At 67.1% G+C, this 25,922-nt stretch carries 24 protein-coding genes and 1 tRNA gene; 10 read left to right on the forward strand and 15 right to left on the reverse strand.

What is annotated here, in order from left to right:
- Positions 1-247: 247 nt before the first annotated feature.
- Positions 248-1,009, reverse strand: coding sequence for an isoprenyl transferase (locus ACNQPB_RS11745; protein WP_498752206.1), 762 nt, complete (start codon positions 1,007-1,009; stop codon positions 248-250).
- Between the two features lie 171 nt (positions 1,010-1,180).
- Between ACNQPB_RS11745 and trhA the strand changes: the two genes are divergently transcribed.
- The gene (trhA, locus tag ACNQPB_RS11750) at positions 1,181-1,822 is read left to right on the forward strand and encodes a PAQR family membrane homeostasis protein TrhA (protein ID WP_498751851.1); all 642 of its coding nucleotides are present in this window, start codon (positions 1,181-1,183) and stop codon (positions 1,820-1,822) included.
- 9 nt (positions 1,823-1,831) lie between these two features.
- Here trhA and ACNQPB_RS11755 read toward each other — a convergent pair whose 3' ends face one another.
- From ACNQPB_RS11755 to mca, 4 genes are all read right to left on the reverse strand, one after another.
- The gene (locus ACNQPB_RS11755) at positions 1,832-2,098 is read right to left on the reverse strand and encodes a DUF2087 domain-containing protein (RefSeq protein WP_498751853.1); all 267 of its coding nucleotides are present in this window, start codon (positions 2,096-2,098) and stop codon (positions 1,832-1,834) included.
- A 9-nt stretch (positions 2,099-2,107) separates the two neighbouring features.
- Positions 2,108-4,390, reverse strand: a complete 2,283-nt coding sequence (locus ACNQPB_RS11760) for a thioredoxin domain-containing protein (RefSeq protein ID WP_498752208.1) — start codon at positions 4,388-4,390, stop codon at positions 2,108-2,110.
- Positions 4,362-4,634 carry a hypothetical protein gene (locus tag ACNQPB_RS11765; protein WP_498751855.1) on the reverse strand — a complete coding sequence of 91 codons (273 nt, stop codon included), beginning with the start codon at positions 4,632-4,634 and terminating at the stop codon, positions 4,362-4,364. The genes ACNQPB_RS11760 and ACNQPB_RS11765 overlap by 29 nt, the downstream gene beginning before the upstream one ends.
- An 88-nt stretch (positions 4,635-4,722) precedes the next feature.
- Positions 4,723-5,628, reverse strand: a complete 906-nt coding sequence (gene mca, locus ACNQPB_RS11770; protein WP_498751857.1) for a mycothiol conjugate amidase Mca — start codon at positions 5,626-5,628, stop codon at positions 4,723-4,725.
- A gap of 127 nt (positions 5,629-5,755) precedes the next feature.
- On the opposite strand from mca, the gene ACNQPB_RS11775 reads away from it, so the two are divergent.
- Complete coding sequence (locus ACNQPB_RS11775) at positions 5,756-6,214, forward strand: DUF4307 domain-containing protein (protein WP_498751859.1); 459 nt, start codon at positions 5,756-5,758, stop codon at positions 6,212-6,214.
- A 152-nt stretch (positions 6,215-6,366) separates the two neighbouring features.
- Entirely contained in the window at positions 6,367-6,861 is a 495-nt protein-coding gene (gene greA, locus ACNQPB_RS11780) for a transcription elongation factor GreA (protein ID WP_498751861.1), read from the forward strand.
- Between the two features lie 58 nt (positions 6,862-6,919).
- On the opposite strand, the gene ACNQPB_RS11785 is transcribed toward greA, so the two are convergent.
- The 4 genes from ACNQPB_RS11785 to ACNQPB_RS11800 all read right to left on the reverse strand — a co-directional run bounded on the left by ACNQPB_RS11785 (position 6,920) and on the right by ACNQPB_RS11800 (position 11,118).
- On the reverse strand, positions 6,920-7,528 hold the full coding sequence (locus ACNQPB_RS11785; RefSeq protein WP_498751863.1) for a rhomboid family intramembrane serine protease: 609 nt from the start codon (positions 7,526-7,528) through the stop codon (positions 6,920-6,922).
- A gap of 10 nt (positions 7,529-7,538) precedes the next feature.
- Positions 7,539-8,777 (reverse strand): threonine ammonia-lyase, encoded by a 1,239-nt coding sequence (gene ilvA / locus ACNQPB_RS11790; protein WP_498751865.1) that lies wholly within the window; start codon positions 8,775-8,777, stop codon positions 7,539-7,541.
- 3 nt (positions 8,778-8,780) lie between these two features.
- Positions 8,781-10,118: an AI-2E family transporter gene (locus tag ACNQPB_RS11795; RefSeq protein WP_498751867.1), complete on the reverse strand. Its 1,338-nt coding sequence runs from the start codon at positions 10,116-10,118 to the stop codon at positions 8,781-8,783.
- A gap of 61 nt (positions 10,119-10,179) precedes the next feature.
- Positions 10,180-11,118 (reverse strand): aldose 1-epimerase family protein, encoded by a 939-nt coding sequence (locus ACNQPB_RS11800; RefSeq protein ID WP_498751869.1) that lies wholly within the window; start codon positions 11,116-11,118, stop codon positions 10,180-10,182.
- Between the two features lie 80 nt (positions 11,119-11,198).
- Between ACNQPB_RS11800 and galT the strand changes: the two genes are divergently transcribed.
- The 3 genes from galT to ACNQPB_RS11815 are packed head-to-tail and all read left to right on the forward strand — an operon-like array spanning position 11,199 to position 14,807.
- On the forward strand, positions 11,199-12,344 hold the full coding sequence (gene galT / locus ACNQPB_RS11805) for a galactose-1-phosphate uridylyltransferase (protein ID WP_498751871.1): 1,146 nt from the start codon (positions 11,199-11,201) through the stop codon (positions 12,342-12,344).
- On the forward strand, positions 12,341-13,525 hold the full coding sequence (gene galK / locus ACNQPB_RS11810; RefSeq protein WP_498751873.1) for a galactokinase: 1,185 nt from the start codon (positions 12,341-12,343) through the stop codon (positions 13,523-13,525). The genes galT and galK overlap by 4 nt, the downstream gene beginning before the upstream one ends.
- 43 nt (positions 13,526-13,568) lie before the next feature.
- The gene (locus tag ACNQPB_RS11815; RefSeq protein WP_498751875.1) at positions 13,569-14,807 is read left to right on the forward strand and encodes an acetyl-CoA C-acetyltransferase; all 1,239 of its coding nucleotides are present in this window, start codon (positions 13,569-13,571) and stop codon (positions 14,805-14,807) included.
- Positions 14,808-14,882: 75 nt separating this feature from the next.
- Here the strand turns inward: ACNQPB_RS11815 and ACNQPB_RS11820 are convergent, their stop codons facing one another.
- Positions 14,883-15,770 carry a Bax inhibitor-1/YccA family protein gene (locus ACNQPB_RS11820; protein WP_498751877.1) on the reverse strand — a complete coding sequence of 296 codons (888 nt, stop codon included), beginning with the start codon at positions 15,768-15,770 and terminating at the stop codon, positions 14,883-14,885.
- Between the two features lie 350 nt (positions 15,771-16,120).
- Between ACNQPB_RS11820 and ACNQPB_RS11825 the strand changes: the two genes are divergently transcribed.
- From ACNQPB_RS11825 to ACNQPB_RS11840, 4 genes are read left to right on the forward strand one after another with little or no spacing between them, the layout of a single operon-like run.
- A complete protein-coding gene (locus tag ACNQPB_RS11825; RefSeq protein WP_498751879.1) occupies positions 16,121-17,401 on the forward strand; it encodes a branched-chain amino acid ABC transporter permease in 1,281 nt (426 codons plus the stop codon).
- Between the two features lie 9 nt (positions 17,402-17,410).
- Positions 17,411-18,382, forward strand: a complete 972-nt coding sequence (locus ACNQPB_RS11830; RefSeq protein WP_498751881.1) for a branched-chain amino acid ABC transporter permease — start codon at positions 17,411-17,413, stop codon at positions 18,380-18,382.
- On the forward strand, positions 18,379-19,383 hold the full coding sequence (locus ACNQPB_RS11835; RefSeq protein ID WP_498751883.1) for an ABC transporter ATP-binding protein: 1,005 nt from the start codon (positions 18,379-18,381) through the stop codon (positions 19,381-19,383). The genes ACNQPB_RS11830 and ACNQPB_RS11835 overlap by 4 nt, the downstream gene beginning before the upstream one ends.
- A complete protein-coding gene (locus ACNQPB_RS11840) occupies positions 19,380-20,165 on the forward strand; it encodes an ABC transporter ATP-binding protein (RefSeq protein WP_498751885.1) in 786 nt (261 codons plus the stop codon). Before ACNQPB_RS11835 ends, ACNQPB_RS11840 begins: the two co-directional genes overlap by 4 nt.
- A gap of 84 nt (positions 20,166-20,249) precedes the next feature.
- On the opposite strand, the gene ACNQPB_RS11845 is transcribed toward ACNQPB_RS11840, so the two are convergent.
- The 5 genes from ACNQPB_RS11845 to ACNQPB_RS11865 all read right to left on the reverse strand — a co-directional run bounded on the left by ACNQPB_RS11845 (position 20,250) and on the right by ACNQPB_RS11865 (position 25,919).
- Positions 20,250-21,605: an ABC transporter substrate-binding protein gene (locus ACNQPB_RS11845; RefSeq protein WP_498751887.1), complete on the reverse strand. Its 1,356-nt coding sequence runs from the start codon at positions 21,603-21,605 to the stop codon at positions 20,250-20,252.
- A gap of 226 nt (positions 21,606-21,831) precedes the next feature.
- A tRNA-Leu gene (locus tag ACNQPB_RS11850) sits at positions 21,832-21,908 on the reverse strand.
- 44 nt (positions 21,909-21,952) lie between these two features.
- Positions 21,953-22,888, reverse strand: coding sequence for an N-acetyltransferase (locus ACNQPB_RS11855; RefSeq protein ID WP_498751889.1), 936 nt, complete (start codon positions 22,886-22,888; stop codon positions 21,953-21,955).
- Positions 22,889-22,993: 105 nt separating this feature from the next.
- Positions 22,994-24,448 (reverse strand): NAD(P)/FAD-dependent oxidoreductase, encoded by a 1,455-nt coding sequence (locus ACNQPB_RS11860; protein ID WP_498751891.1) that lies wholly within the window; start codon positions 24,446-24,448, stop codon positions 22,994-22,996.
- Between the two features lie 73 nt (positions 24,449-24,521).
- Positions 24,522-25,919, reverse strand: a complete 1,398-nt coding sequence (locus ACNQPB_RS11865) for a S8 family serine peptidase (RefSeq protein WP_498751893.1) — start codon at positions 25,917-25,919, stop codon at positions 24,522-24,524.
- Between the last annotated feature and the right edge of the window lie 3 nt (positions 25,920-25,922).

The following is a 25,922-nucleotide window of genomic DNA, read 5'->3' on the forward strand; positions in this document are numbered from 1 at the left end:
TATTCGTGAGGCGGCTCGGCCGAAGGCCGGGCTCGGCCCTCCACGTATAAGGTGCGATGTTTCGCTCCATCTACTGGCCTCCCCGATCAGCGGGCGGTTTTGCCTGCTGATGGGATTAACGTATTCCCGGGCATTTACATTTCCGGTGACAAACTGCGGCGATTCGTGTGTCCGCGATGTGAACTTCATGTGAACCCCGGCCCACCGGCGTCGGGCGTCCGACAATGCGGAGGTCAGGCGTGCGGTGTCAGGCGCCGAAGCGCCGCTGCCGTCCCGCATAATCGCGCAGGGCCCGCAGGAAGTCGATCTTGCGGAAGGCAGGCCACAGTGCCTCGCAGAAGTAGAACTCGCTGTAGGCGCTCTGCCACATCAGGAAGCCGGAGAGCCGCTGCTCTCCCGAGGTGCGGATCACCAGGTCCGGGTCAGGCTGGCCGCGGGTGTAGAGGAAGCGGGAGATGTCGTCCACGGACAGTTCGTCCGCGACCTCTGCCATGTCGCGCCCCTTGGCGACGGCGTCGTGCAGCAGTTCGCGGACGGCGTCGACGATCTCCCGGCGGCCGCCGTACCCGACGGCGACATTCACGTGCAGCTTCTCGCGCACCGGCGTGCGGGCGGTGAGTTTGTTGAGCCGCTCGGCGAGGTAGTCGGGCAGGAGCTCGGGGGCGCCCAGGGCGTGCACCGAAATGTCGGGGGCTTCGTCGAGGCGGTCCATGGTGTTGGCGATGATCCCCATGAGCAGGTCCAGTTCTTCACCGGACCGGCTCATGTTGTCCGTGGAGAGCATGTAGAGCGTGACCACTTTGACGCCGAGTTCCTGGCACCAGCCGAGGAACTCGTGGATCTTGTCCGCACCGGCCTGGTGGCCCTCGCTGGTGGGGGCGTTGAACTGCCGCGCCCAGCGGCGGTTACCGTCCACCATCACGCCGATATGGCGCGGAATTTTCTCTGTTTCGAGGGAGCGCAGGAGCTTGCGTTCGTAGAAGCCGTAGAGAATCCCGGGCAGCTCCATCCGGACGTTCACCTGGCTTCCTTCGCTCACAGCAGACCCGGGCCGGGCGCCGCGGGTGCACCACCTAGGCTACCGCCCCGGAGCGGGAAGGACATGCACGCGCTGTCGTGAAGCGCAGCCCACACAAGTTACCCGTTGGTAACTTACCGGATCGTAGCTTACCCTTTAACAATGTCGGAGCTTCTCTTGGCCAAACCCCTCTGGCGCGGCTGGATCCATGCCGCAGCCACCCCGTTCGCCATCGCGGCAGGGATCGTGCTGGTGTCCCTGGCCCCCGGCGCGGACCGCAAAATCGCCTCCGCCATCTATGCCGTCACGGGTGCCCTGCTGTTCGGGGTATCCGCCGTCTACCATCGCGGCAACTGGCGGGATAAGCCGCGGATGCTCCTGAAGCGCCTTGACCACAGCAACATCATGCTGGTGATCGCCGGCAGCTACACGCCGTTGTCCTGGTGTTTGCTGGAGCGCCCCACTGCCGTGTTGCTGTTGTGGCTCATCTGGAGCGGTGCCGTCCTCGGAGTGCTGTTCCGGGTCCTGTGGACGCATGCACCGCGCTGGCTCTACGTGCCCATTTACGTGGCGCTGGGTTGCGCCGCGGTGTTCTTCCTTCCGCAGTTCTTCGCCGCCAGTATTCCGGCGGCGGTGCTGATCTGTGTGGGGGGCGCGTTCTATATTGCCGGGGCCGTGTTCTACGGGTTGAAGGCACCCAATTTCCGGCCCGGCGTCTTCGGCTTCCACGAGCTTTTCCACGTCTTCACCGTGTTCGGGTTCGCGGCACACTTCGCTGCGATCATGGTCGCGGTGCTGCGCTGATCCGCTGAGTCAGCCCCCCGGCAGGAAGTATGAGCTGCCATCCGGCGCCCGCTCCACCAGCCCCGCGTCCACCAGGTAGCGGCGCAGCATCACGTGGTCGTCAGTGTATTCCGCGAGGCGATCGTTGAAGCTGCGCTCGTTGATCGCCTCGCCCGGCGCGAGGACCCGTTCGGTGATCCATTCCAGGAGCATGCGCCGGGCGTCCTGTTTCCTGGGGTACCTGTCGATCCGCCCGTTGCGGAGGAAACGTTCGACGCCGGAGCTGCCGCCACTCATGTGCCCAGCCTAGCCTTCGGGTTCCGTCCCGGCTCCGGCAATCGCAGCCAGTTGCTCCTCGAGTTCCGCAAGCGAAGCCACCGGCCGCCGGCACACCATGCCCCGGCACAGGTACACCTGGGGCGAACCATCCGCCGTGGCGCTACGGTGCTCCAGGAGCGGAACCCTGTCCTTTTCCGGAACCGGCCCGCCGCCGTCGGGATCCTGCTGCACGGCAATGACCAGCCCCGGGCTCGGCGAGAGCAGCAGGCGGCGGTGCAGTTCCCGCCGTGCGGGCCCGTCCGGACCCGCGACAGCGGCCTCCAGCGGCCCGGCCAGGGCGGCTTGCGCGGTGGCCAGGAGCCAGCCGGCCACCCGGGGGGCGCGGGTGGCGATCGGTGGAAGGAGGTTCAGGATGTTCCCGGCCATCACGCGTTGCGCATGCGAGCCGGAATAGGCCGCGGATGACAGCAGCGCCCCGGCGAATGCGGCCGCACCGCTGGGCGCGGCATTGTCGAAGGGATCCAGAGACGGTTGCTCGCCCTGCGCCCGGAGCACCTGCCCGGACTCCCCCGCCGAATCGGACAGGCGCCCGCCGGCCGCAAAGCGGGCCGCGGCTTCCGTGAGCAGATCCTGGGCGAAACCGTACCAGCGGCCGCGGCCCGTGACGGCGTAGAGCGCCAGTAGGCCGTCGGCGCAGAAGGCGTAGTCCTCCAGCAGGCCGCCGATTCCGCGGGCCGTCCCTTCGTGCGAGACCCGGCTGAGGCGCGGGCGGCCGGTGTGCGGATCCGCGCCCCAGTGCACACGCTGCAGGTACCCGGCGATATTCTCCGCCGCGTGGATGAAGCGGGGTTCTTCGAGGATGGCCCCGGCGTCGGCCAGGGCGGCGATGGCCAGTCCGTTCCAGCCGGCCACCACTTTGTCGTCCCGCTCGGGCTGGCTGCGGTGCGAACGTGCCGCCAGCAGCACCGGGAGTGAACGCTCCCACAGCGCGGCTTCGGCGGCGTCGAAGTGTCGGCCCGGATGAAGCGGCGAACCGTCGGCGGACACCGTCCCGCGGGCGGCGACGTTCATCAGCCTGGCCACTGCCGGCCCGTCACCTGGCCCCAGGGCCTCCTCCAACTGGGCTGGGCTCCACAAGTACGTGGCCCCCTCGTGGTGGACGCCGTCGACCACGGTGTCGGCATCCAGGGAGGAGGCGAGGCCGCCTTCCGCCTCGGTGCCTTCCTCCAACGTGCCTTCTTCCAACGTGCCTTCTTCCAACGTGCCCAGGCCCAGCGCGTCGATCATCCACGCCGCGGCTCCCCGGGCCACCGCTGCGGCTTCGTCGGCCGGGAAGACGGCGTCGCCACCCAGCCGGACCCAATGGGCGTACACCCGCACCAGCTGGGCGTTGTCGTAGAGCATCTTCTCGAAATGCGGAACGGACCAGTCGGCCGTCACGGAGTAGCGGGCAAAGCCGCCGTCCAGCTGGTCCCGCAACGCTGAACGGGCCATCGCGGCGAGGGTGCGGCCGGCCATGTCCCGCGCCGCGTCCGAGGTTTCAGAGGGGACCGCCGCGTGCCGGATGAGGAACTCCAGCACCGCCGACGGCGGGAACTTGGGCGCGCGGCCGAAGCCGCCGTCGTCGGGGTCTTCCGAGCGCGCCAGCACCTGGACCGCGGCGGCCAGCAGCCCGGCGTCGAGCGGTTGCGGCACGGCGTCGAGGACGACGGCGGCACCCGCCTGGGCGTCGGCCATCCCGGCGGCGAGACCGCGGGCATTCTGCACGACGGCGTCACGGCGTTCCAGCCAGGCCTCGCGGACGGCTTCGAGCACCTGCCGGAACGAGGGGCGGCCGGGCAGCGGCGCGGGCGGGAAGTAGGTTCCGGCGTGGAAGGCCAGCCCCTCCGGGGTGAGGAACACGGACATGGGCCAGCCGCCTTCGCCGCTGATTGCCTGGGTGGCCGCCATGTAGACCGAATCGACGTCCGGCCGCTCCTCGCGGTCCACCTTGATCGCCACGAAATGGGCGTTCAGGTAGTCGGCCGTGTCCTGGTCCTCGAAGGATTCATGGGCCATGACGTGGCACCAATGGCAGGCCGCGTAGCCGATGGAGAGGAAGACTGGAACGTCGCGGCCCGCGGCCAACGCGAAGGCGTCGTCCCCGAAGGGCTGCCAGTGCACCGGGTTGTGCGCGTGCTGGCGCAGGTAGGCCGAAGGCTCGGAGCCGAGGACGTTGAAGCTCCCCGGCGCGTCCGGACTACGGTCCGGGTCGGCGGGTTGCCGGTCAGCGGGTCGCTGGTCAGCGGGTTGCTGCTCCGCCATCACCATCGGCCTCGGCATCGGAACCGCCTTCGGCAGCAAGGCGGGCTTCTTCAACCTGGGCACGGTAGCGGACCCGGCGGATCCTGCGGACCATGTCCACGATCAGGAAGGTCGTCAGCACCACAATGAACGCGGTCAGGATGAAGCCCCAGGTACCGGGAGTCACCTGGTCCTCCGACAGGCCCGGCCGCAGGGACGGAGTCGGCGAAGGCGCCGGGGTCGTGGCCAGGGCGAGGAGCAAGTGATGCACGGTTCAAACCTTCTGTGGGAGGTGCTGGCTGCCGGGCGGCGTTTTCCGCACCTGATTTCTACGTCTGATAGAAATCGCCTGGCACGTTCTATCTTAGCCCTGCGAACAGGTCCTTTTCGGGCAGTTCGGACTCGACCCGTGAATGCACCAGGGTGTAGTCCTCCCACGGCCACACCGTGCGCTGCAACTCCGGCGAGACGGCGAAGAAGAAGCCCTCGGGGTCGATCTGGGTGCGGTGGGCCCGGAGCGCATCGTCACGGAGCTCAAAATAGTCCCCGCAGTCAACCTGGGTGGTGGTCTGGTGCGCGGGCGCCGCCGGGGTGTGGCCTTCGGCGTCGGCCTCCAGCCAGGCGGCCAGGCGAGCGGCGTAGGGAGACTGCAGGCCGGCCTCCTCCAGCGCGAAGTGCAGGGCGCGGAACCGTTCCGGGCTGAAGGCGCGGTCGTAGTAGAGCTTGCTAGGAGCCCAGGCCTCCCCGATGCCTTGGTAGCGCTCGGGGTCGCCGGCCGCGTGGTATGCCTCGACGGCCACCTTGTGGGCCATGATGTGGTCCGGGTGCGGGTAGCCGCCGTTCTCGTCATAGCTGAGGATGACGTGCGGCTTGAAATCGCGGACCAGGCGCACCAAGGGCGCAGCGGCCCGTTCCAACGGCTGGAGGGCGAAGCAGCCCTGCGGAAGGGCCGGCGTCGGATCGCCTTCGGGGAGCCCGGAATCCACGAAGCCGAGCCACTGCTGGCGGATGCCCAGGACCTTCGCGGCCGCGTTCATCTCCAGCCGGCGGGCGCCGGCCATGTCCCGCTTGGGATGCGGAGCATCTTCCATCCCGGGGTTCTGGATGTCCCCGCGGGAACCGTCGGTGCAGGTCGCCACCATCACCTCGACGCCGGACGCGGCGTACATCGCCATGGTCGCGGCGCCCTTGCTGGATTCGTCATCCGGGTGCGCGTGGACCGCAAGCAGCCGGAGCGGGGTGTCGGAGCTGGTGGATGTGCTCATCCTTCAGGCGTTCCTCTTTCTGGGTGCTGCCGGCGGGGGTGCTGCCGGCAATGCTTCGTCCTGCTGGCGGGGTGGCAGGTGATGGGCTGGTGCAAGGGTGTTGCCGGACGCGCACTAAACTGGACAGGTGACTTCGGAAGACCCATCGGCTACCGCGCTGCCGGCAAGTACCAGCCTAGCCAATCGCTACGGCGGCCAAAAGCGACGCCTCGGACGCAAAGGAATGCGGAACCTGGTCATCGCCGCGCTTCTGTTGGGCATCGGGTTCATGGCATGGATCGCGACCAGCAACGCCACCGCTCCGGTCACCTTCAAGGACATCGGCTACCACGCCACGGACGCCACGCAGATCGACGTGGATTTCCAAGTCACCAAGTACCCGGGTGCGACGGCAAAATGCGCCGTGAAAGCCTTGGATTCCAAGTTCGCGGTGGTGGGCTGGAAGGTCGTGGAGATCGGCCCGAACGAGCCCAAGGACGGCGCGGACGGCGGGCGCACCACCATCCACCGGCTGGCCCTACGGACCGAGTCGGAGGCAGTCTCCGGCCTCGTGGACAATTGCTGGATCACGGACAGCGGCCACTGATCAGGTGTGACCCGCGACTCCTTTGGCTTTTGGTTTGTCCATAGGATTGACTACACTGGATCAATACCTCTACCCCGCTGAGCTGGTTACTGAGTTCCACGAGTGGCCACCACTGCGGGGTCTTTTGCTTGCAGATCCATAAGGAGAAGTCCGTGTCTACCACCAACAGCGCAACTGCAGCGTGGCTTACCCAGGACGCATATGACCGCCTGAAGGCCGAACTGGAGCACCTGTCCGGGGCCGGCCGTGCGGACATCGTCCAGAAGATCGAAGCTGCGCGTCAGGAAGGCGACCTGAAGGAAAACGGCGGCTACCATGCCGCCAAGGAAGAGCAGGGCAAGATCGAAGCCCGCATCCGCCAGCTGACCGTACTGCTGCGCGATGCCCAGGTCGGCGAAGCACCGGCCGACGACGGAATCGTCGAACCGGGCATGCTCGTCGTGGCCCTCATCGCCGGCGATGAGGAAACCTTCCTGCTCGGCTCCCGCGAGATCGCAGGGGATTCCGACCTCGACGTGTTCAGCGAGAAGTCCCCGCTCGGCGTCGCCATCATGGGCCACAAGGAGGGCGACAAGCTCAGCTACACCGCCCCCAACGGCAAGGTAATCCCGGTGGAGATCGTTTCCGCCAAGCCGTTCACCGGCTAAGCACCCGTTAAGGACGACGCCGGCCCTCCCCTTTTTGCGGGAGGGCCGGCGTTTTGCGTTACGGCGTCTTGGGCCGGAGCAGCACCGCGGCCAGGACGCCGCCCGCCGCCCCGCCGAGGTGCGCCTGCCAGGACACGACGCCCATCACGCTGGGCAGTATCCCGAAGAGGATGCCGCCGTAGGCAAGGAACAGCACCACCGAAAGCAGCAGCTGCCACCAGTTGCGGTTCAGGACGCCGCGCACCAGCAGGAAGGCGAACAGGCCGAACACGAGCCCCGATGCGCCGACGGTCACGCCTGCGCCGATCAGCCAGACCGCCACGCCGGACCCCAGCCAGCTGAACGCCAAGGTGGTCAGGAACACCCGGAGGCCCGACAGGAACACCAGGAATCCGAAGATGATCAGGGGCAGGGCGTTGGAGAACAGGTGGCCGAAACCGGCGTGCAGCAAGGGGAAGGTCAGGATGTCCAGCGCGCCGTCCGGGCTCCGCGGGCGCAGCCCGAACGTGCTGTTGAGACTGTGGCGGAGCAGCGTGTTGATCAGCTCGATCACGGCCAGCAGCAGCACGAAGCCGCCCATGAGGAGCAGCCCGCCTTTGGCGCGCGCCGCGAGGGACTCCTTCCCGGGCGCGGACGGCTCCGGGGTGCTGGCGCCCAGGTAAGACATCCTGCCGCCGTCAGTGCACCACGATCGGCTGGAAGCCTTCGGCCCGGAGCGCGGCGAGAACCTGCTTGCCGTGTTCGTGGCCCTTGGTTTCCAGGTTGATGGTGATGGAGACATCACCCATGCTGATGGCGCCGCCCACCCTGGTGTGGTCCAGGCCGGTGACGTTGGCGTCGTTCTCGGCAATGATACGGGCGATGGTTGCCAGCGAGCCGGGGCGGTCATCGAGCATCATGCGCACGGTCATGAAACGTCCTGCTGCCGAGAGGCCGCGCTGGATCACCTTGAGCATGAGCATGGGGTCGATGTTGCCGCCGGAAAGCACCACGGCCACCTTGCCGGGATTCTCGATGGTGCCGTCCATGAGCGCGGCCACGCCCACGGCGCCCGCCGGCTCCACTACCATCTTGGCCCGTTCGAGCAGGAAGATCAGCGCCCGGGCGAGGGAGTCCTCGCTGACGGTCACGACGTCGTCGACCAGTTCGCGGATGATGCTGAAGGGCAGCTGCCCGGGACGTCCGACGGCGATGCCGTCCGCCATCGTGGACACCCTCTTGAGCGGCACCAGGGCGTCGGCGGCAAGCGAGGGCGGGTAGGCCGCCGCGTTTTCGGCCTGGACGCCGATGATCCGGATCTCGCGGCCGAGTTCCTTGGCCTTGGCCTTGATGGCCACCGCGACGCCGGCCAGCAGGCCGCCGCCGCCGACCCCCATCAGGATGGTGTCGACGTCGGGGACCTGTTCCAGGATTTCCAGGCCGATGGTGCCCTGGCCGGCCACGACGTCGACGTTGTCGAAGGGGTGCACGAAGACGGCGCCGCTTTCGTCGGCGTAGCGCTGGGCCTCGGCGAGTGCTTCATCGACGTTGTGGCCGTGAAGCACCACCTCGGCCCCGTGGCTGCGGGTGGCGGCGAGCTTAGGCAGGGCCACACCAAGCGGCATGTAGATGCGGGCCTTGATGCCCAGGCTCTTGGCAGCGACGGCCACGCCTTGGGCGTGGTTGCCGGCCGAGGCTGCCACCACGCCGCGGGCCTTCTCTTCGGCCGAGAGCCGGGCCATGCGGACGTAGGCGCCGCGCACCTTGAAGGAGCCGGCGCGCTGCAGGTTCTCGCACTTGAAGAACACCTCGCCGCCCACCATGGCGCCGAGCGCCCGGGAGGTTTCGATGGGAGTCCGGGTAATAATGCCCTCGAGCAGCTCCTGCGCCTTAAGGACATCGTCCAGGGTGACGGGCAGGGTTTCGAGGGTGTTCACGGATTACTCTCCTTTGTCGGTCTCGGCTGCCGGGTCCTGGCCGTGGCCTGGCCGGGCGGCCGCTTCATGGGTGGGGGCATCATTGCCGCCCGGGAACTGCTTGCCGTTGTGCGCGGGGCGCAACGCGGCAGGCCGGGTGTCCTTGATGTTGGGATCCTGGTCAGGGTCCTGCACCTCGGCTCCGGCCTCCCTGTAGGAGGCGGACAGTCCTTCATCATGTTCCCACGTCCGGCCGGCAATATAGCGAACCGCCGTGTTTGCTACGGCCAGCAGTGGCACGGCGAACAGGGCACCGGGGATCCCGGCAAGGTAGGAACCGGCGGCAACGGAGAGGATCACGGCCACCGGGTGCAAGGACACCGCCTTGCCCATGACGATCGGCTGCAGGATGTGGCTTTCCAGCTGCTGCACCAGCAGCACGATGCCAAGCATGATCAGGGCGTTGACCCACCCGTTCGCCACCAGTGCCAGCAGGACGGCGATCGCACCGGTGACGAGGGCACCCACCACGGGGATGAAGGAAGCGATGAACACCAGCACGCCCAATGGCAAGGCCAGCGGAACCCCGATGATCGCGGCACCGGCGCCGATGCCCACAGCGTCCACGAAGGCCACGAACATCTGGATGCGCACGTAGCTGACCATGGACGCCCAGCCACGGCGTCCCGCCCCGTCGGTGGCTGCGCGGGCGCGCTTGGGCAGCAACCGCACCAGGAAGCTCCAGATCCGTGAGCCCTCAAGCAGGAAGAAGATCAGGATGAACAGTGCGAGCACCAGCCCTGCGGCAAAATGGCCCGCGGTGCTGCCGAAGGACAACGCCCCGCTGAGGATGCTGCTGCTGTTGTTCTGCAGCGCGTTGACGCCGTCTTCGATGTACTTATCGATCTGGTCGGCCGTAATGTGCAGCGGCCCGTCGGAGAGCCAGGATTGGACCTGCTGGATGCCGGTCAGGGCCTGCTGCCACAGTTCGCCGAAGCCGGTGGCGAGCTGCCGGCCCACCAGGGCCAGTGCGCCGGCGATCAGGCCGATGAAGCCCAGCACCGTGACCGCAACGGCGAGGCCCTGGGGCATGGCTTTGCGCAGCCAGGCCGTGACCGGGTGCAGCAGGCCGGCCAGCAGGGACGCGACCATCAGCGGGATGATGAGGAAGCTGACCTTGGACAGGAGCCAGATGAACGCCCCGCCCACCAGCATGATCAGCCCGATCCGCCAGCCCCAGGCCGCAGCGATCCGCACACCGTAGGGAATGTCCTGTGCAATCTCGTGTTCGGACAGCCGGGGCGGAACCACCGTGGGTCGGGCGGGCGGAAGGGAGGGGGTGGCGTCTGGTGTGGGCCTCATGCCCCCATAATTCCGCAGGCGGGCGTCTATGGGAAACCGCCTGGCCCGGAGGGGGAACCGCTCAGATGACTGCCGAAATCCCCCAGCGCATGGTGAACGACGCGCCGGGCTCCAGCCAGCGGAGGCCCTCACCGGTGTTGAAGGCATTCGCCGGGCCGGTCATGGGCTCGATCGCCACCGCCTTGCTGCGGCCCGGGAAATTGCCGGTAACGAAGACATGCACGTAACCGCAGCCCTCGTCCTGTTCAAGGGTGACGCGTCGCCCGTCCGGCGCGCTGAGCACATGCCGGGCCACGCCGCCGTCGAACACCAGGTCCGTATAGGCGACGTCGATGTCCAGGTCCGCGACGGCGGCCCCGCCGCCCAGCGCGTACGCGCCGTCCGCGGGCGTGGCACTGCGCGGGATGAGCCGCTCGTCCGCCACGAGGCGGGTGGCCGCCTGGACCGTCAGGAGCAGTTCCTCCGGTGCGACGTCGCCGAGGCGAAGGTACGGGTGGGCGCCAAGCACGAACGGCGCCGCGGAATGCGAGTCGTTGATGAAGGTCTGCGAGACCCGCAGGGCGAGGTCCGCATCGAGTTCGTAGCTCACCCGGTGCCGGGCCAGGAAGGGGTAGCCGTGCTGCGGGAAGATCACGGCTTCAAGGGTGACCGAGAATTCGTCTTCGTCCACCAGCGCGTAGGAGGCGTTGCGCAGCAGGCCATGGCTGGCGTTGTTGCGGCCCACCTCCGTGATGTCCAGCTGCTGCTTGGCACCGTCGAGGTACCAGACGCCGTCCTCTACGCGGTTGGCCCACGGCGCCAGGGTGATGCCGGTGGCGCCTGGTGGGATTTCGTCGTCGTTGTAGCTTTCGGTCAGCTGCACGCCATTGCGGCTGAAAAGGCGCAGGCCGGCGGCAAGTTCCGTGACCACGGCGAGCGCGTCGCCGCGTCGGATCTCGTACTGGCGGCCGCTGGCAAAGCGGCGCGATTCGGTCTTTTCACCGGCAATCTCGGTAGGCATGGCATAACCGTACTGCATCGACAGATGTGATGTTTTGTTAATTAATTTGCACTTTTGGTTAGTTGTGGGATGATTGTCGCATGACTCGCCTTAGCAGCACTTTCCTCGCCGACGGCCGGGAGCTGATGTATTTCGACGACGCAGGCACGCCGCCGCGGGACCCCGCCTCCCTGGTGGACCACCGCGCGCTGCCGCCGCGCGCCGAGCCAGGCGAAGTCCGCTTCGACGCACTGAGCGGTGACTGGGTCGCCGTCGCCGCCCACCGCCAGAGCCGTACGCACCTGCCGCCGGCGGACCAGTGCCCCATCTGCCCCACCACGCCGGACAACCCGTCGGAGATCCCGGCGCCGGATTACGACGTCGTGGTGTTCGAAAACCGCTTCCCCTCGCTCGGCCCCGCAACGGGAGAATTGCCGGAGGCCCCGGACAACGGTGGTTGGGGCCATAGCGCACCCGCCTACGGCCGATGCGAGGTGGTCTCCTTCACCCCGCAGCACACCGGCTCCTTCGCCGAACTCAGCGAACAGCGCGCCCGCACAGTCATCGAAGCCTGGGCGCAGCGCACCGGAGCCCTGAGCGCCCTCCCCGGAATCAAGCAGGTCTTCCCCTTCGAGAACCGGGGTGCGGACATCGGCGTCACGCTGCACCACCCGCACGGGCAGATCTATGCGTACCCCTACGTCACCCCGCGGGCCAGGGTCCTGGCCTCCGCCGCAGCCGCGCACTTCGAGCGAAACGGCGGCAAGGAGACCCTGGCCGCCTCCATCCTCCGCGCCGAACGCAGCGACGGCAGCCGCATGGTCCTGGAGGCCGGCCACTTCAGCGCATACGTCCCCTTCGCGGCCCGCTGGCCGCTGGAAATCCACCTCGTTCCGCACCGCCACGTCCCGGACCTGGCGGCACTGAACGGCGAAGAGCGCGATGAACTTGCCGTGGTGTACCTGGAACTGCTCAAGCGGCTGGACCGGCTCTACCCCACGCCCATGCCGTACATCTCTGCGTGGTACCAGGCCCCCTTGGAGCCTTCCCTGAGGGATTCCGGCCAGTTGCACCTGCAGCTGACGTCCCCGCGCCGTGCCGCGGACAAGCTGAAGTTCCTCGCCGGTTCCGAAGCGGCCATGGGAGCCTTCATCAACGACACCACCCCCGAAGCCGTCGCCGAAAGGCTCAGGGCAGTTGCCAGCCCTGTCTTCGACAGCAACCTCCCGGAAGGAGCGCGCGCATGACCCGCACCCGGGCCGTCCACCAGATAGACGGGCAGCTCCGCAGCGGCCTCGCCGCCCGCTTCGAAGAGGCTTTCGGGACACTGCCCGACGGTGTCTGGCAGGCGCCGGGGCGCGTGAACCTGATCGGCGAACACACGGATTACAACGAGGGCTTCGTGCTGCCCTTCGCGATCGACAAGACCGCGAAGGTGGCCATCCGCCTGCGCGGTGACTCCACGGTGCGGTTGCTGTCCACCTTCGGGGACCAGGGCATCGTGGACGCGGACCTGGCCGTGCTCACCCCCGGTTCCGGCAAAGGCTGGAGCAAGTACCCGCTGGGCGTTGCCTGGGCCCTGCAGCAGCGTGGCCTCACGGTCCCGGGGTTCGAGCTCCTCCTGGACTCCGATGTTCCGCTGGGTGCCGGACTGTCCTCGTCCCACGCCATCGAATGCGCCGTCATCAGCGCCTTGAACGAACTCACCGGCGCGGGGCTGGCCGCAGAGGAAATGGTGCTGACCACCCAGCACGGCGAGAACGGCTTTGTCGGCGCCCCGACCGGCATCATGGACCAGTCCGCGTCCCTGCGCGGCAGCAAGGGCAAAGCCGTGTTCCTGGACTGCCGGGACCAGAGCGTGCAGCTGGTCCCCTTCGACGCCGAAGCCGCGGGCCTGGTCCTGCTGGTGATCGACACGAAGGTTTCGCATTCCCACGCCGACGGCGGTTACGCCTCGCGCCGCGCGTCCTGTGAGCTGGGTGCCCGGCTCATGGGCGTCCCGGCGCTGCGCGACCTCGGGGTGGAGCAGCTCGACGACGCCGCCCGGATCCTCGACGATGTCACCTTCCGCAGGGTCCGGCACGTAGTCACTGAGAACGCGCGTGTGCTTGAGACGGTGGAACAGCTGGCGGCAGGTGGCGCGGGCAGCATCGGCCGTTTCCTGGATGCCAGCCACGTGTCGATGCGCGACGACTTCGAGATCTCCTGCCCGGAACTGGACCTCGCCGTCGACACGGCACGGGCCAACGGCGCCATCGGCGCGCGCATGACCGGCGGCGGTTTCGGCGGCTCTGCGATCGCCCTGACCCCGGTGGAACTGGAGCAGCAGGTGCGCGACGCCGTCGTGCGGTCCTTCGCGGACGCCGGCTACACCGCACCGGACATCTTCACGGTCACCCCGGCCGCCGGGGCCTCCCGCCTGGCCTGAACAGGCGCGGCCCGGCAGCCGGGCGCGGGCGTAAGCTGGGGCCATGACTGAGGCTGTCATCGTGTCCATGGTCCGCAGCCCGATCGGCCGGGCCTTCAAAGGCTCCCTCAAGGACGAGCGCCCGGACGACCTGGCCGCAGCCATGGTCACCGCGGCGCTGGCGAAGATCCCCGCGTTCGACGCCGGCGCGGGTCCCGGCCTCGGACTGGACGACCTCTACCTGGGGTGCGCGGAACCCAGCGGCGAAGCGGGCTCGAACATGGCGCGCGTGGTGTCCGTGCTGTGCGGGCTCGACTACGTGCCTGCCGTCACGGTCAACCGCTTCTGTGCGTCCAGCCTGCAGACCCTCCGGATGGCTTTCCATGCAATCCGGGCCGGGGAGGGCCATGCCTTCCTCAGCGGCGGCGTCGAGTCAGTGTCGCGGTATCAGAACTGGGCCGGTGCCGGGGAAAGCGACGCCGGGGTGCACAACCCGCGCTTCCAGTCCGCCAAGCAGCGCACCGCGGCCCGGGCAGCGTCCAACACTCCGTGGACGGACCCGCGGCTCGGGGACCGCCTGCCGGACGTCTACATCGCCATGGGCCAGACGGCGGAGAACGTCGCCACCACCTACGGCATCAGCCGCGCCGAGCAGGACGAATGGGGTGTCCTCAGCCAGAACCGTGCCGAGGCCGCGATTGCCTCGGGATTCTTCAGCCGCGAGATCACCCCGTACACCCGCAAGGACGGCACCGTGGTGGAGCGCGACGATTCGCCCCGCCCGGGAGTGACGCTGGAGGCCGTCAGCGCCCTGGAACCGGTCTTCCGCCGCGGGGGAACCGTCACCGCCGGCAACGCCTGCCCGCTGAACGACGGCGCGGCCGCCGTCGTCGTCATGAGCGACTCCCGCGCTCGGGAGCTCGGCCTGACACCGCTGGCGCGCATCGTCTCCACCGCGGCCAGCGCCCTCTCCCCCGAGATCATGGGAATGGGCCCGGTGGAATCGACGCGACGCGCACTGGACCTGGCTGGCCTGACCATGGCTGACATCGACCTTGTGGAACTCAACGAGGCCTTCGCCGTGCAGGTGGTGGCCAGTGCGCGCGAGCTGGGCATCGATCCGGAAAAACTCAACGTCCACGGCGGCGCAATCGCCCTGGGCCACCCCTTCGGCATGACCGGGGCCCGGATGACCAACACCCTGATCAACGGCCTGCGCGAACGCGACGGCACTTTCGGCCTGGCCACCCTGTGCGTGGGCGGCGGCCAGGGCATGGCCGTGGTGTTCGAGCGGCTGAGCTGAGCCGGACAACAGAAAGCCGGACAACAGAAAGCGAGGGCCCCGCCGAAGCGGAGCCCTCGCCGTGTTTGCTGATGGCTAGTCGTCGCCGCGCAGGATGGCCAGCAGACGGATGATTTCCACGTACAGCCACACCAGGGTGACGGTCAGGCCGAAGGCGGCCGTCCAGGAGTAGCGCTCCGGGGCGCCGGCGCGGACGCCTTCCTCGATGCTCGTGAAGTCCATGATGAGCGAGAACGCGGCCAGGCCGATGGCCAGCAGGCCGACGAAGACACCAAGCGGGATGCCAAAGATCTCAACGCTCGTGCGTAGGCCGAAGGGTTCGGTGACGGCACCGGTCAGCATCAGCACCATGTTGATCAGGGCGAAGACGGCGTAGCCGATGAGGGCGATCATGAAGAAGCGCATCGCCTTGGGGGTGGCGCGCACCTTGCCGCTCTTGAAGAGCAGGAGGGTCACTCCGGCTACCGCCAGGGTGCCGATCACGGCCTGCAGGCCGACGCCCGGGAACATGCCGTCCAGGATGCGGGTGAGACCGCCCAGGAACAGGCCCTCGAGGCCGGCGTAGGCCAGGATCAGGGCCGGGGACGGCTGCTTCTTGAAGGTGTTCACCAGCGCCAGCACGAAACCGCCGAGGGCGCCGGCGATCATCAACAGGCTGGCGGTGCCCATCGGCACGAACAGCGTCACGGCTGCGCCGAGCACCACAACGGCGAGGCAGGCAGCTGTCTTGATGATGACGTCGTCGAACGTCATGCGGCCGGTTTCAACCGGACCGGCGGCGGGCCGGTTGTACATGTTCTGCAACTGATCAGCGCTCAGGTACGGATTCTGCACAGTCTGGGTCTGGGCATAAGGGTTCTGGCCGTACGGGTTCTGGGCGTAGGGATTCGCGGGGACAGGTGGTGCCTGCGTGGCCCCACGGAAATTCTTTCCGTTGAAGATCGGGTTGCCGCCGAGTGCCATGGTGGAATGTCCTCCTGAATAAGGGCGAAGTGATAGTTCACGCTACCAATTCCTACGCACAGCCCCTCCCGAAAGTTCCGCATGGGTACGGGACAGCACAGTTGTTATCCGATCGCGACCCTCTGGACCCCTGCGCACAGCATTATTCACGCTCGCTCGGCGGTAGCATAAGCACGCATGGGTGATGCAAGTCACACAGCGGAGGCTACGGAAGCTGTGCGCCGAGCCCATGACCGTTCGCACCGGCTGCAATGGCGCACCGGGACCACCCCCAATGTGGAAGGTTTTCCATCTTGAGAAGCACAAGCAGAGAGCGGTCCAAGAGACCGCACGCGGGACTGCGGCAAGTCATGGGGGCGCTCCTTGCGACCCTCGTGGCCGGACTGCTGCTGGCAGGGCCCGCCGCGCAGGCAGTCACCCCTTCGCCTTCGCCGTCGCCCGCTCAGCAAGGTTTCCAAAACAACATCAGCGGCTTCCTCCGTGACGACGCCCGTGCGCCGATCCCGGGCGTCCGGATCACCGCCAAGGGCAACAACTTCGAAGGCTCGGCGACCTCGGGAGCCAACGGCTCGTGGAACATCCCCGTGCCGTCCAAAGGCACCTACTCGATTGAACTCGACACTTCCACCCTGCCCAATGGCATCAAGCTCGCCGAAGGCCAACAGAATCCGCGCGATGTCTCCTTCAGCCAGACGTCCAACCTCTCGGTGATCTTCGCCTTCGGCAAGGGCATCGTTGTCCAGGGCCAGGACTTCGGCCAGGACCTGCTCAACCGCCTCGTGGCCGGGGTGAGCTTCGGCATGCTCCTCGCCCTGGCGTCAGTGGGCCTGTCCCTCATCTTCGGAACCACGGGCCTGACCAACTTCGCCCACGGCGAGATGGTGACCGTCGGCGCCCTCGGCGTCTTCGCCTTCAACGCCTTGGGACTGCCGGTCTGGCTGGCCATCGCGCTTGCCCTTGTGGCTGGCGCCGCCTTCGGATACCTCCAGGACGCTGCGCTATGGCGACCATTGCGACGCCGCGGAACAGGCCTGGTGCCGATGATGATCGTCTCGATCGGCCTTGCCCTGGCTGCCCGGTACGTTTTCCAGTTCTTCTTCGGCGGCGACACCCAACAGCTCCCCGGCGCGCAGGTCACGGACGTGCAACTCGGGCCGATCTCGGTGTCCCCGAACACTCTCTGGTCCCTGCTTATCTCCGCCGTGGTGATCGCCGCCCTGGGCCTCCTGCTGCTCAAGACCCGGCTCGGCAAGGCCACCCGTGCCGTAGCGGACAACCCGGCACTCGCGGCGGCCTCAGGCATCGACGTCGACGGCGTCATCCGGATCGTCTGGGTCGTCGGCGGCTTCCTGGCCGCCCTGGGTGGCATCCTCTGGGCCTACTACCGCCCCGGCGTCACCTGGGACATGGGCACGCAGATCCTGCTCGCCATCTTCGCCGGCGTGACCCTCGGCGGCCTCGGCACCGTGTTCGGCGCCCTGGTCGGATCCCTGGTGGTCGGCATCTTCATCGAACTGACCAGCCTCGTGCTGCCACCGGACCTGAAATACGTCGGCGCTCTCGTCGTCATGATCGTAGTCCTCCTCTTCCGTCCGCAGGGCATCCTCGGCCGGCGTGAGCGTGTGGGTTAGGAGCAAACAATGGATTTCGGAAACATCCTCTCTCTTGCGCTCGGCGAAATCGTCGCCCCGACGACGGCGGCCTACGCGCTTGCCGCGCTCGGCCTCGCCGTGCATTTCGGCTACTCGGGCCTGCTGAACTTCGGCCAGGCCGGTTTCATGGCGGTGGGCGCCTACGGCTTCGCCATTTCCACGCTGACCTTCAAGGTCCCGTTCGTGGTCGGGTTCCTGATCGCGCTGCTCTGCGCAGTCATCTTCGGCCTCCTCCTGGGTGTGCCCACGCTGCGCCTGCGGGCCGACTACCTGGCCATCGTCACCATCGCCGCGGCGGAAATCATCCGGTACATCGTCACCACCAATACCCTGTTCCGGGTCACCGGTTCCGCGGACGGCCTGTCCTCCTTCCAACGGGACTTCGATTCCTTCAACCCCTTCCCGCCCGGAACCTACATCTTCGGCTGGAGCAACCGGGACTTCTACGTCCGCGTCGTCAGCTGGATCCTCGTGACCGTATGCGCGGTGATCGTCTGGCTCCTGATGCGCAGCCCTTGGGGACGGGTGCTCAAGGGCATCCGCGAGGACGAGAACGCCGTCCGTTCCCTGGGCAAGAACGTCTACGCCTACAAGATGCAGGCACTGGTAATCGGCGGCATCCTGGGCACCCTGGCCGGGCTCCTGTTCACCCTCCCCCGCGGATCGGTGCAGCCGGCGAACTACGCAACCGAGCTCACCTTCTTCCTGTGGACGGTCCTCCTGCTCGGCGGCATGTCCACGGTGCTGGGCCCGATTGTCGGAGCCATGATTTTCTGGGTCGTGCTGTCTCTGACCCAGAACCTGCTTGCCGGACTCATCGAGTCCGGTGCGGTCACGTTCCTCTCGATCGTCCAGGCCGGCCAGCTGCGATTCATCCTGGTCGGCGTCGCGCTGATGCTCCTGATGGTCTTCAGGCCGCAAGGCGTCTTCGGTAACAAAAAGGAGCTGGCGTTCGCATGAGCCCTTCCCACGCCGTCGGCAACGACGACAACATCGACTACATGACAGACTCCCGGGCAATCGCCGTCGGCGAAAACCTCCCGGGCTGCAAGAAGCGGGACCCGATCGTGGTGGCGGACAACGTCTCCCGGAACTTCGGTGGCATCAGCGCCGTCGACGTCGAGCACCTCGAAATCCCCAGGCATAAGATCACCGCACTGATCGGCCCCAACGGCGCCGGCAAGACCACCCTCTTCAACCTGCTGACCGGCTTCGACACTCCCAATTCCGGGGCCTGGACCTTCGAAGGCAACAGCATCGCCGGCGTCTCCTCCTACAAGTTGGCGCGCATGGGCATGGTGCGGACCTTCCAGCTGACCAAGGTGATGGGCAAGCTGACAGTGATGGAGAACATGCGGCTTGGCGCGTCCAGGCAGCCCGGCGAACGGCTCTCGAAGGCCCTGTTCAAGAACCTCTGGGGCGGCCGGGAACGGGAAATCACCAAGCAGGCAGACGTACTGCTGGAGAAGTTCAAACTGGACGCCAAAAAGGACGATTATGCGGCATCCCTGTCCGGCGGCCAGCGGAAGCTGCTGGAAATGGCCCGTTCCTTGATGGTGCAGCCCAAACTGGTCATGCTGGACGAGCCCATGGCCGGCGTCAACCCGGCGCTCACCCAGTCCCTCCTGGACCACATCAAGAACCTCAAGGCCGAAGGCATGACCGTGCTGTTCGTCGAGCACGACATGAACATGGTGCGGCACATCGCCGACTGGGTGGTGGTGATGGCCGAAGGGCGGATCGTCGCCGAAGGCCCCCCGGGCGAAGTCATGAAGGACCCCGCCGTGATCGACGCGTACCTGGGCGCCCACCACGACGTCGACCTCGGCGATGCTGAAGGCATCCGGGAACTCGAGGCTGAACTGGAAGCGGACGAAGAATCGATCGTGGGCACCGAGGACGCCGGCATCATCGCGCCGGAGGTCATCGAAGCCCGTTTGGAAGAGGAGGAAGGCAAATGAGCGCCACCAGCGCCATGCCGGCTGCCGGCAGTACGCCCACGGAGGACGCCGTCGTCAAGGTCACCGACCTCGTGGCCGGCTACCTGCCGGGGGTCAACATCCTCAACGGCTGCAGCATCGAGGCCCGCAAGGGCGAACTGATCGGCATCATCGGACCCAACGGCGCCGGCAAGTCGACCTTGCTCAAGGCCATGTTCGGCCTCGTCAAGGTGCACTCGGGTTCGGTGGTGGTGCACGGCAAGGACCTCACGGGGCTGAAGGCCAACAAGCTGGTCTCGCAGGGACTGGGCTTCGTACCGCAGAACAACAACGTGTTCGCGGCACTGACCATCGAAGAGAACCTGCAGATGGGCCTGTTCCAGCGGCCCAAGGCGTTCGCGGAGCGCTTCGACTTTGTCACCGAGCTCTTCCCGGAACTTGGCCGCCGCCGTGCGCAGCGCGCGGGTTCACTCTCCGGCGGTGAACGCCAGATGGTGGCCATGGGACGGGCCCTGATGATGGATCCGGCCGTGCTGCTGCTGGACGAACCCTCGGCAGGCCTCTCCCCCGTCAAGCAGGACGAGACCTTCCTGCGGGTCCACGAGATCAACCGGGCCGGCGTGTCCGTGATCATGGTGGAACAGAACGCCCGCCGCTGCCTGCAGATCTGCGACCGCGGCTACGTCCTGGACCAGGGCAAGGACGCGTACACCGGAACCGGCAGGGAGCTCATGAAGGATCCCAAGGTCATCCAGCTGTACCTGGGCACCCTTGCAGACACCGTGGAGGGCGAGGGCCCGTAAAGCAGGCACACACAAAAGGTAAGCCCCGGAGCGAACGCTCCGGGGCTTACTCTTTGTCCTGGACCTTCTCCTGAACGGGCCGGCTTACAGCTTGCCGAACTCTTCCTGGACCGGGCTCAAGGTGTTGTCATCCTTGTACTCGTAGATGCCGATGTAGGCTTCCGTGGGGTCGCCGGCGTCGGAGAATGTCACCGGACCGGACTTGCCGTCGTAGTCGATGTCCTTGCCGTTGCGCAGCAGTGTCACGCAGGAAGCGAAGTCCGAGCACTTCTCGCCGCCTTCGGAAACGTCCTTGAGCTTCTTGGCGATGTCCACGCCCTTGGTGCTCTTGGCAGCCTCGGCGGCCAGTGCGATCAGGTTCACGGCGTCATAGGACTCGCCACCGTAGGTGAAGTCCTTCAGCTTCGGGTCCACCGTCAGGAGCGACTTCTTGAATGCGTCCTTGGTGAAGGTACCCGGGAAGGTGCCGTGTGCCCCCGTCATGGTGCCGGCCTTGAAGACCTTGCTGTAATCGGAGGTGTTGCCGTCCACCAGGAACAGCTGATTGCCGGGGATGCCCTTGGCAGTCAGCAGCGGGATGATCGACTTCGCTTCGTCGAAGGTGATCAGCACGATCGCGTCCGGCTTGGCCGCAACGACCTTGTCCACCTGGGCCTGGAACTGGGAGTCTCCGGTGTTGAAGAGCTCTTCGTCTACCACCTTGCCGCCGGCGCCCTCGAAGGACTCCTTCACATACTTCTGCAGCCCGGTTCCGTAAGCGTCGTTAAGCACGATCATGCCGACGGTCTGGACGCCGCAGGTGGCGATGTAGTTACCGAGGACCTTGCCCTGCAGGACGTCCGACGGGGCGGTGCGCCAGTAGAGGCCCTTGTCATCCCAGGCGGTGAAGTCCGGGGAGGTGTTGGCGGGCGAGAACTGGATGACCCCGGCTCCCGTGATCTGGTTGATCACGGTCTTCGACACAGCGGACGAAGCGGCACCGATGATGGCCTGCGCTCCGCCCGCCAGCAGGGCCGTGGTGGACTGCGTGGCGGTGTCAGTCTTCGTGTCGCCGGAATCGCGGTGGGTCACCTGGATCGGCTTGCCCAAGACACCGCCTGCTGCATTGACTTCCTTGACGCCAAGGTTCACACCGGCGATTTCGGGCGGGCCGAGGAAGGCCAGGCTGCCGGTGGTCGGCAGCAGGGAGCCCAGCTTCAGGGGAACGTCGGTGGTGGTGGCCGACGGCGGCACCGGGCCGGTGGACGGCGCTTCGGTGCTGCTGGCGCTCGCGCTTGCGGTCGGTGCCGGGCAGGAGATGGCTCCGGCTGCCGGGCCGCTGGACGACGATGATGCGCTGGGTGCCGGCGAACCGCCGCAGGCCGTAGCCAGGAACGCGACACCGATGCCAAGCACGGTGAGCTTGGCTGCACGCGGAGCCGCGTGGGAAAGGTCAAACATATGTTTGTCTCCTCGATCGAAGGTGCGAACTGCCTTTGATGCGATAGATCAGGTAGTCCCTGAATACGACTCAAACTAGTGCAATCAGACCGGGAAGATAAGTGAATCAGGTCACATCCCTATAACACTCGTTGCCTCTGGGGAATCCTCTTCCGGGCGCACGGGTAGTGTCTGAATTTTGTGTGCTTTCGCGGGAAATGCGGCGGTAATGGTCCTGCCACGGCGATGGTGCCCCAGCAGGGACTCGAACCCTGACTTTGCGGATTTTAAGTCCGCTGCCTCTGCCAATTGGGCTACTGGGGCGCCCGCACAATCCTAACCCAGCGCCCGCCCGGTACCCCCGCCCGCTAGAGCCGCTCGAAAGGTGCCGCGTAGCGGAAGGTGCCCCTGACGCCGTCGGGCTGGCCGCCGTCGGGCATTCCGGGAAGCGGCAGCACCTGGAAGTGCTCACCCCAGGCAGGATCGGGAGCCTCGATGCCCACCGCGGCCGCCGGAACATAGCCGAAGCGCGGGTAGTACACGGTGCTTCCGAGCAGGGCGATGCCCGCCTCCCCCGCGGCCTCGGCGCGGCGGGCGGTTTCGCGCAGGAGGGCCGAACCGATCCCGCGCCGCTGCAGGTGCGGTTCCACGCTGATGGGGCCGAGCCCCAGGAAAGGGGTCCCGCCCACGGCGCCGCGGGTGCTGATGACATGGCCCACGATCTCGCCGCCAAGCTCGGCCACGATGCTGAAATCGGGGAGGTACTCCACGCAGTCGAACAGTTCCTTCAGGAGCGCCACTTCGGCCGGGGTACCTTCCACCGGGAGGCCAGTGACCGGGCTGATGGAGAAGGCCGAAGCAGTCAGGGCCAGGATCGCGCCGCGGTCCGCCGGGACTTCGCCGCGCAGTACCAGCCCTTGCTGCAGCAGAGTGAGGACCTCCATCGCATGTGCCGCCTGAGCCGTGGGCACGAGGAGGTGGTCGTGGTGGAAGCCGGCCAGGACGTTGCAGCTGATGCCGGCCGCGCCCAGCGCGGAACTGACGGCGGCCGTCAGGCCCACGGCCTCGAGCGCGGAATGCACCTGCAGGGTGATCCAGGCGGCCACGAAGTCGTAGGACAGGCCCAGCCGCTCGGCTTCGTCGCGGTGCAGCACCACCGTGAGGCCCTCGGCTTCGCGCACGGCGGCCTCGATGCCGCCCTCCAGCGGCTTGCCGTGCGGCCAGAGCGCGTAGACATAGTCACCGTCACGGAGCACGGGATGCATGGACCCCAACAGAACCATCAGATCAGTTTCGCCTGCCATGGCAGACAGTCTATGGCCGGGCTTGTGCCCGGCAGATACGACGACGGCGGCCGCCTCCCGTGGCGGGAAGCGGCCGCCGTCGTTGGAAGGGGCCTTATTAGGGACTTACTTGGCGTCGGCGGTAACCGGCGCCTTGTCCTTGTCCTTCTCCTCGGCCGGAGCCGCGGGCGCCGGAGCGGCAGCGGGCTTGGGGGCCGGGGTGGCGGCAGCCACGAAGGCGCCGCGCGGGTTGTCCAGGTCGATCAGCTGGGTGGTGTCGCGCCCCGCGAAGAAGGCCAGGATCCAGCCGAAGATCACACGGAACTTGCGCTCGACCGTGGGCATGGCCAGGCCGTGGTAGCCACGGTGTGCCAACCAGGCGAGGCCGCCCTTGAGGCCGATGCGGCCAAGGATGTTGATGTTGGCAACGCCCTTCCATTCACCGAAGCCGGCCACAGCACCAAGGTTCTTGTGCTTGTAGTCAGCCAGCGGCTTGTCCCAGCGGGAAGCCCACAGGTTCTTGGCGAGCTTCTTGGCCTGGCGCAGCGCGTGCTGGGCGTTCGGCACGCAGGTGCCGTCCGGCAGGCCCTTGCCGGTGAGGTCCGGGACGGCGGCGATGTCGCCGGCAGCCCAGGCGTTGTCGACGATGCCCTCGTCGCCGCCGATCCGCAGGTCCGGGAGGACCTTGACGCGGCCGCGCGGTTCCAGCGGGAAGTCGGTGGAGCGGACCATCGGGTTGGCCTGCACACCGGCGGCCCACACCAGGGTGTCCGCGGCGACTTCCTCGGCCGGGGACTTGTCCGGCATGTTGATCAGCTTCAGGGTGCCCTCGGCGTTGTCGAGGGAGGTGTTCAGCAGCACCTCGATGCCGCGGCTGCGCAGGTGCTCAACAACCCACTCGGCCTGCGGTGCGGTGACCTCGGGCATGATGCGGCCCATGGCTTCAACCAAGATGAAGCGGACTTCCTCCTGCTTGATGCGCGGGTTGTTCTTGACCGCGGCGCGGGCGAGGTCCTCCATTTCGGTGATGCACTCGATGCCGGCGAAGCCGCCGCCCACGACCACGAAGGTCAGGGCCTTGGCACGCTTTGCGGCGTCGGTCATGGTGGACGCGGCTTCGATGCGCTCGAGGACCTTGTTGCGCAGCGCAACGGCTTCCTCGATGGTCTTCAGGCCGATGCCCTTGTCCGCGAGGCCCTTGATCGGGAAGGTGCGGGTGATGGCGCCGGCGGCCAGGACGACGTCGAAGTACGGGATCTCGAACGGAGCGCCGCCGTCGGCCGGGGCAACAACCGCGGTGCGGTTGGCGTGGTCGATGCTGGTGACGCGGCCCTGGATCAGCTCGGTGTGCTTCAGGTGCTGGCGGTGGGAGACGACGGCGTGGCGCGCCTCGATGTTGCCACCGGCAACTTCCGGGAGGAAGGGCTGGTAGGTCATGTAGGGCAGCGGATCGACGACGGTGACGATGCCACCGGCGTTGGCGATCTTCTTCTGCAACTTCAGTGCGACGTACAGGCCGACGTAACCGCCGCCGACGACGAGAACACGGGGACGGTCAATAAGCTCAGGGGTGGGTGCCATGAATCCAGAATAGCGCACTTTGTGAAAATCTTCACTAACTAGTTCCGGGGGCACTCCCGGACAGCTTGTCCAACTACTTTCGGGAGCCCGGTTCAACGGTATCGAGGCTGCCGGTTTCCGGTTCCGCCGGGGTACTCCGGTAGACCCGGCGCAGTTGCATCCCGGCCCCAGCCACGATGGCGATGAAGAGTACCCCGAAGCCCAGGACCACGACGCCCGGAAGGGCAGTTCCGGCGTCGGCCGGGGCCTTGGCCGACGGGACCGTGGGATCCGGCAGGGTCGGTTTGGCGCTCGCCTTCTTCGTCGGGCCCGGCGCCTGCGTGGGAGTGCTGAAGTCCCCGCGCCTGTGGACGCGGATCCAGTCGTTGATCGAACCCAGCGGGTTGGCCTTGGCTTCCGGGACGCTGGCAATCAGGGCAGCCTTGGCGTCAAGCACACCGAAACCATAGATCGGGTCCTTGCCCTTGACTCCGGCGTCCTTCGCCGTGCTGACGATCCGGTTCACCACCTGCTTGGCGCTCATGCTGGGCCACTTGGAGCGGATCAAGGCGGCCACGCCGGAGACGATCGGTGTGGCCCCGGAGGTTCCTGCCCAATCGGCATAGCTGCCGCCCGGCATGCCGCCGATGAGTTCTTCCGCGGGCGCGGCGACGCCGATGCTGATGCCCTGCGACGACGAATCGACGCTTGCCTTGCCGTCCCGGTCGAGTCCGGCCACGGTCAGCACGCCGGGGATGGTGGCGGGCGCACCGACCTGCACGTTCCCGCCTATGCGGTTGCCTGCGGCGGCAACGATCACCACGTCCTTCTGTTCGGCGTACAGGAAGGCAGCGTCCCAGCTCTGCGGCCATTCCGGCGACGTGCTGCCGAGGGAGATGTTGATGACCTTCGCGCCGTGGTCCACCGCCCAGCGCACGGCCACCGGGATCTGTTCCTGGTCGCTCTTGCCCGCCGGGTTCGCCGAACCAAGCCAGGTGGAGACGGAGAGGATGTCCGCTTCCGGGGCGACCCCGATGATGCCTTCGGGCCCTCCGCTGCTTGTTGCGGACGAGGGTGGCGAGGCGGAAGGGGTGGCCTTCTGGTGGCCGCGGCCGGCGAGCAGGGTGGCAACGAGGGTGCCGTGTTCGGGTTTGGCGCCGATGCTTTTCTGTCCGTCCGGGTTGCCCGCCCCGGAGACGTCGGTACCGCCTACCAACGCACCCCTCAGGTCAGGGTGCTTCCCATCCACGCCGCTGTCGATGATCGCGACCTTCACCCCGGCACCCTTGGACACCTTCCAGGCTTCGGCGATGCCGGATTCCTTGAGCCAGTATTCCTTGTCCCGCCAGGTATCGGCGGCGGCAGGCGGCGCGGTGGCCAGTCCGCCGGCAGCCAAAGCCGCGGCGAGCCCGCTGGCGGCCAGCAGGCCGGCCAGCGTGGCGGAAAGGGTGCGGTGGCGCCGTCGTGGTCCAACTGCTTCCGGGTGCGTCATCAG

Origin of the sequence: Curtobacterium sp. LFS079, from assembly GCF_047977865.1 — a bacterium.
GTDB lineage: Bacteria > Actinomycetota > Actinomycetes > Actinomycetales > Micrococcaceae > Arthrobacter.